The organism is Mesorhizobium sp. M7A.F.Ca.MR.362.00.0.0 (genome assembly GCF_004023175.1).
GTDB lineage: Bacteria > Pseudomonadota > Alphaproteobacteria > Rhizobiales > Rhizobiaceae > Mesorhizobium.
Genome location: NZ_RZTF01000422.1, coordinates 1 through 5,311 on the forward strand (window position 1 = coordinate 1; position 5,311 = coordinate 5,311).

Here is a 5,311-nt window from a genome sequence, read left to right on the forward strand (position 1 = left end):
CGTGCGGCTCGGCCAGTCGCTGGTCGTCTGGGCGATCCGCGAGGGCCGCCAGGCGGCGCGCGCCATCGATGAGGCGCTGATGGGATCGAGCGTGCTGCCGCGCTGAGTCCGTCTCGAGACCCTACTTGTGCGGCCACCTGAAGGCGCTTTCCGCCCTTCCGCTGCCCCGGGCAGCTTACGGACTGATCGCCGTGGTCGTTTCGGTTGTGGCCCCGGCCGCAGGCTGCCGCCTTGGCGGCCAAGAAAAATCGTCGGCGCGGCCGGGCGCAGCAGCGGGCGCCTTGCCCTCGACGACGAATTTTTCACCGGGCCCGTCCGGCTTGGCCGGCGCTGCGGCACCGAGAAGTTCCGAACCGCCGTCGAGTGCCGGTGATTGCGAGTCGGCGTCGGCGCCGGGTCGGCGGCCTCAGTCTTTTCCTTCGAGGGTGGACTACGTTACTGGCCAGTACCGGCAACGCATCGAAGGAACTTTACAATCATAAAGGTACGTCACTGGTCTCGCGGCTCACCTATGACGATCTAGACGCGCATTCGAGTCCACAATCCGACTGGCATTTTCGTAAAGGCCTCCTCGGTGCGGGCGGCATCAGGGAGGATTTTCTCATGACGAGGACTTCTTACGGAAATGGGGGGCTACTCAAACACATTCAGTGATCAGCGCGGGGGCGGCGTCAGCTATTTCACCGCCGATCTTGGATATAATTTCTTGAACTCACCGCGCTACCGCATCGGTGCTTTTGTTGGCAACAATTTCTGGCACGAGAGCTACGATGCTTTCGGTTGCACGCAGCAGGCGACCAACTGGGGAACCTGTGTGCCAACCGTCCCACCTACGTCAACCTCTCAGCCAGGACAACGATTGGCATTCGCTGCGACTCGGCTTGGCCGGGCAGACGCAACTCACCGAGCGACTCAGCCTTTCTGGTGACGTGGCGTTCCTCTTCACGCGGCTCGACGGCAAAGAGCAGCACCACATGCGCCCAAGATCAAGCTAATTCCCGAAGACGGCGATGGGCATGGCGTCCAGCTCGAGGCGGTGTTGCGGCCGTGGCGAATAACGGCACCGCTCATTTCGAAGAGGCAATGGGCGGTCGTGGTTCCCCGCAGGCCGACGATTGGAAGGCAAAGCGCTACGGCGTTTTCGTGCAGGCTAGCATCAAGTTCAACTGAGAGAGCAAGAACCGAGGAGAGCGGCGATGCCACTCCAGCTCATTACGATCATTGGATCAACAGAAGGAAGTTTTCCGAAGAGTTTTGCAAGCGTGCGCAAAGTCGCCAGACAAAGTTCTCTCGGTCCATAGTGTACGTGCCGTCACGCCCGTTCTCGACATGGTTGAATGATACGTCCCGCGCGATCGATCAAAGTCGTTTTTCATTGGTTTTCCGGAAATCGCGGGGAGCACAGCGTGCTGTGACCCTCGCCTGCTGGTTTTCTGTCAACGCGCAGATGAGGGAGAATGAGCGTACAGCAAAAATCATCAGTGCTGTCGCTTTCGCCAAAGCCCGCCGCAGCTAAACGGGGTCCCACGCCCGGTAGCGCCCCCTGCCGGTCACCTCACGGATGCCGAGTTCGGCACCAGCCCGAGCGCAGCGCGCTGGCTAATTTTCAGCTCGGCCGCGACCAGACCTGCCGACACCAGCGGCCGCGCCAGCACCAGCTCGATCAGCGCCGGCAGGCTCGAGTTTTTGCGCCGGTTCCTGAGCCGGCGCTCCATCTGGCTTTTGGCCAGCGCCTGGATGATTGCAAGGCTGAAACAGTCGATGGAACGCCCCTCCAGCGAAGCCGAACCGGACGAGGCGCGCGCGCCAGGTCCTTCGGCTGCCATCGGCACGCTGGGTTTAAGTGCTTGGGGTGACACGGCGTGATCTCCGCCGTTGGCGGGAACAGGGCAGTGCAATAGTACTGCCCTGTTCCTTTTGATCAGAGGCCAGTGCGGATTTCTTCGGCAAGCGCCCTCAACGTCGTCTCGACGTCATCGCCGTTTACCATCTTCTGCATCGCCACGGCCCATGCGTTCATGGCTTCGCCGAAGCCGACACGCGGTGTGAAAGCCAGCGCGGCTTGGTCCTGTATCTTTTTGAAGCTGTCAACGAAGTTGTTGAACTCGGGCTGCGAAGCGTACTTAGTCCAGGTGTCGTCTGCCAGGTCGACGTGCGCGGCGGATTGACGAGCTGGCCAGCAAGGGCACCCTTGAGCGCCACCTGCTTGGAGGTGGCCCACGGGATGAACAGCCAGGCCGTGCCCTTCTTTTCGGAAGCCGCGTTCATGGCGAGAGCCCAGATCCAGATGTCAGACTCCAAGCTCGTGGCGCTCGGTGCGTGCAGCGGCGGAGCGAAGGCGATCTTGCCGGATGCCGGCTTCCCCGCAACATCGTTCCAGAAGCCGAACATATTTGAGTCGATCGTCATCGCGCTGCGGCCGGACGCGAAGGAAGGAGCCGCGCACTTCTTGATCATGTCCACGTAATGTAGTCGTATCCAGCATCGGTAAGCTTCCAATCGCTCAGGTATTTGTCCAGCGGCTCCAGGGCGCCACTCGGAGCGAGGTCCTACGCGGGCTGAATGCCAGTGCCGAACACATCCCATGCTGGCGACTTCGTCGTCAGTTGGATCGTCATCTTGTTCCAGTAAGAATCGTCTGGGTAGAGTTCCGGCGTGACCTTGATGCCGGGTCAGCTTCTCGAACTCCGGAAATTGCGCAGCGAGAGCATCCGCATAGGGGTGGATGTCGTAGGCCCAAGTTATGCTGGTCCCTTCGAATTGACGCCAGTTCACGGTGTCGGCAGCGGCCGAATTAGTGAGCGATGCCGAGACGGCAAAAAACGCCAAGTCAAAAGCAAGCTGTTTGCGAAGCGACGCGCACCTGTAACGAGTACGGGGAATGAGCGACCCATGTAATCCTCCCTGGGGCATTTTGCCAATTTTTGGGTCCACTCCTCCATCCCGAGTTCGCTCATAGCCACAATAAGCGGTTTCCAACGAGCTCGCTCTGAATGCACCAGGCCAACTGGGTAAAAACGGGTAACCGGCACTAAAAGGCGTTGTAGTATCGCCACCAGAAATACTGCTCCGTGGTGCTGGCCTTTGCCTGGGGGCGCAACACGGCAACTACCCGCTCAAAACGGTTGGTCCTCTACCTCTTATTCACCGTCGCTTTCCTCGCGGCCTAACCCGGCCGGAATATCCGTTGCCAGAAAAAGGCCTCGCGGCCGGTTCGAGGCTCATCCCTCCTCCGAAGCAGCACGCTCAAGTATCGTCACAAGCCCCGAGCGCTTCGCGTTCGGCGATGTCCAAATTCCGACAATGTCGGATACAGTCAGATCTACTGGATTGCGTTTGAATGGTTTTCTCATTTGGCACAGTACATGCGGGTCATCCGCAAAACACGTGACCGACCAACAAGAGTTCGCATGATCACCTTACCACAACATACAGCCGCCGCGGAACAATCACTTGGCCCCTGATCGCCCACCCCGGCACCACAACCGGAGTCATCGATGTTCTGACAGGCTGCCCAAGGATACCTGCTGCAACAGGGCTTGCCCTGGTGACGACCACTCCGGCTCCGCCGGTTACCGACGAGGGCAAAGTGACGGATTTCCTGCTTTTCAACGGCATGGAGGTGGCTGTCATTCCCGACCACCGCGCCGGTCGTCACCCATATGGTCTGGTGCAGGATCGGCAGCGCGGAATGAGCCGCCGGGGATATCTGCATGTCTTCGAGCATCTGATGCTCAAGGCGCCTCATGACGAGCACGGCTCCGTCGCCTGGAGAGATTGAACCCAAAGGGAGATTCAGATGTCTGAAGCGAATCAGGAAAAGTTGGACGCATTCTTGGGGAAAATGGTCGGCGATCTCGGTGCGATCGCAACGGGCGCGGGAGTCCTGCTGGGGGACAGACTCGGCCTGTTCAAGGCATTGCGCGAAGGCGGCAAGATGACGGCCGCCGAACTTTCGACACGCACCGGCACCCAGGAACGCCTCGTAAGGGAATGGCTTTCCGGGCAGGCGGCGGCGGGTTACGTCGACTACGATGAAGCGAGCGACAAATTCTATCTCAACGCCGAGCAAGAGCTGGTGTTCGCTGATGAAGACAGCCCGGCCTTCATGGCAGGCGCATTCGAGTTCCTGTCCGCGCTGTGGCTCGATGAAGAAAAGGTGAGGCAGGCATTCCAGTCCGGCAAGGGCGTCGGGTGGCACGATCATAGCGCGTGTCTGTTTCGCGGTACGGAACGGTTCTTCCGTCCAGGCTACAATGCCAATCTGATCGACTCCTGGCTGCCGGCCTTGGAGGGCGTCGTCGAGAAGCTCGAACGCGGCGTGGACGTCGCGGATGTTGGATGCGGTCATGGTGCATCGACCGTGCTCATGGCACAGGCCTTCCCCAATTCGCGCTTCGTCGGCTTCGACTATCATGCCCCTTCGATTGAGCGCGCCCGCAAGGCGGCCGAGGTAGCCGGCGTCGGCGTTAACACGCGGTTCGACGTGGCGGCCGCCAAGAGCTATCCCGGAACCTATGACCTCGTCACATTCTTCGATTGCCTTCACGACATGGGCGACCCGACGGGCGCCGCCACCCATGTCCACGGATCGCTCAAGCCGGACGGCACGTGGATGATCGTCGAGCCGTTCGCGCATGATCATCTGGCGGCGAACCTCAATCCCGTCGGCCGCGTTTACTATGCCGCTTCCACTTTCGTGTGCACGCCCGCATCCGTGTCGCAGGAAGTCGGGCTCGCGCTTGGAGCCCAGGCCGGTGAGGCGAGGCTGCGCAAGGTTGTGACCGGCGGCGGCTTCAAGCGATTGCGTCGCGCCGCGGAGACACCGTTCAACATGGTGCTGGAGGCCCGCCCTTAGCGTGGCCGTCGCCAGAAATTGCAGCTCATCGCATTTGATGAAGATCACCGCCAAAAATCCGGACGCATCGGGCACATTTTCAAGGCGTCTGGGTTCACGCAGAGGTCGCTGCCGAGTTGTGTGCCAAGAGTCCCATACGTTGCGGCTCAGAAAGGACCCCACGCACGGCGACGAACATGCCCATAGCGATGGCCGCTATAATCACATATGTCCACCATGGCGCGTTCACAAAGCTGGTAAGCCACGTCGCACCGAACGCGCTTACGACAAAAACGAGAGCCTCGATAAAAAGACTGAGCCTGTACACATTCAGTCGTCTCATCCTCATACCACCCATCCAAAGACTGAGCTTGTTGCGCTACTGCGACAGAGCCTAACATATTGGAGAGTGCTCACTAGTCGACCGTGAACAATCCGAGCCCTAAGCGGCGACCGGCTTCGGCCGGATTTGAA

General features: G+C 60.0%; 3 protein-coding genes and 2 pseudogenes. 2 read left to right on the forward strand and 3 right to left on the reverse strand.

Features of this window, described 5'->3' with window-relative positions; genetic code table 11:
* Window positions 1–175 precede the first annotated feature (175 nt).
* From EOC06_RS44030 to EOC06_RS44035, 3 genes and pseudogenes are all read right to left on the reverse strand, one after another.
* Window positions 176–370: pseudogene (locus EOC06_RS44030) on the reverse strand (DUF459 domain-containing protein); the annotation flags it as partial.
* 1,180 nt (window positions 371–1,550) lie between these two features.
* The gene (locus tag EOC06_RS45040; RefSeq protein ID WP_236473435.1) at window positions 1,551–1,859 is read right to left on the reverse strand and encodes a helix-turn-helix domain-containing protein; all 309 of its coding nucleotides are present in this window, start codon (window positions 1,857–1,859) and stop codon (window positions 1,551–1,553) included.
* A gap of 157 nt (window positions 1,860–2,016) precedes the next feature.
* Window positions 2,017–2,463, reverse strand: a complete 447-nt coding sequence (locus tag EOC06_RS44035; protein ID WP_236383562.1) for an extracellular solute-binding protein — start codon at window positions 2,461–2,463, stop codon at window positions 2,017–2,019.
* Window positions 2,464–3,520: 1,057 nt separating this feature from the next.
* Between EOC06_RS44035 and EOC06_RS31895 the strand changes: the two are divergent.
* Window positions 3,521–3,742, forward strand: a pseudogene (locus EOC06_RS31895) (insulinase family protein); the annotation flags it as partial.
* Window positions 3,743–3,799: 57 nt separating this feature from the next.
* The gene (locus EOC06_RS31900; RefSeq protein ID WP_024504268.1) at window positions 3,800–4,858 is read left to right on the forward strand and encodes a class I SAM-dependent methyltransferase; all 1,059 of its coding nucleotides are present in this window, start codon (window positions 3,800–3,802) and stop codon (window positions 4,856–4,858) included.
* Window positions 4,859–5,311: the final 453 nt, after the last annotated feature.

Coding starts and splice junctions, on each gene's coding strand:
- EOC06_RS31900 (WP_024504268.1), top strand. CDS start 3,800: ATGTCTGAAGCGAATCAGGAAAAGTTGGACGCATTCTTGGGGAAAATG.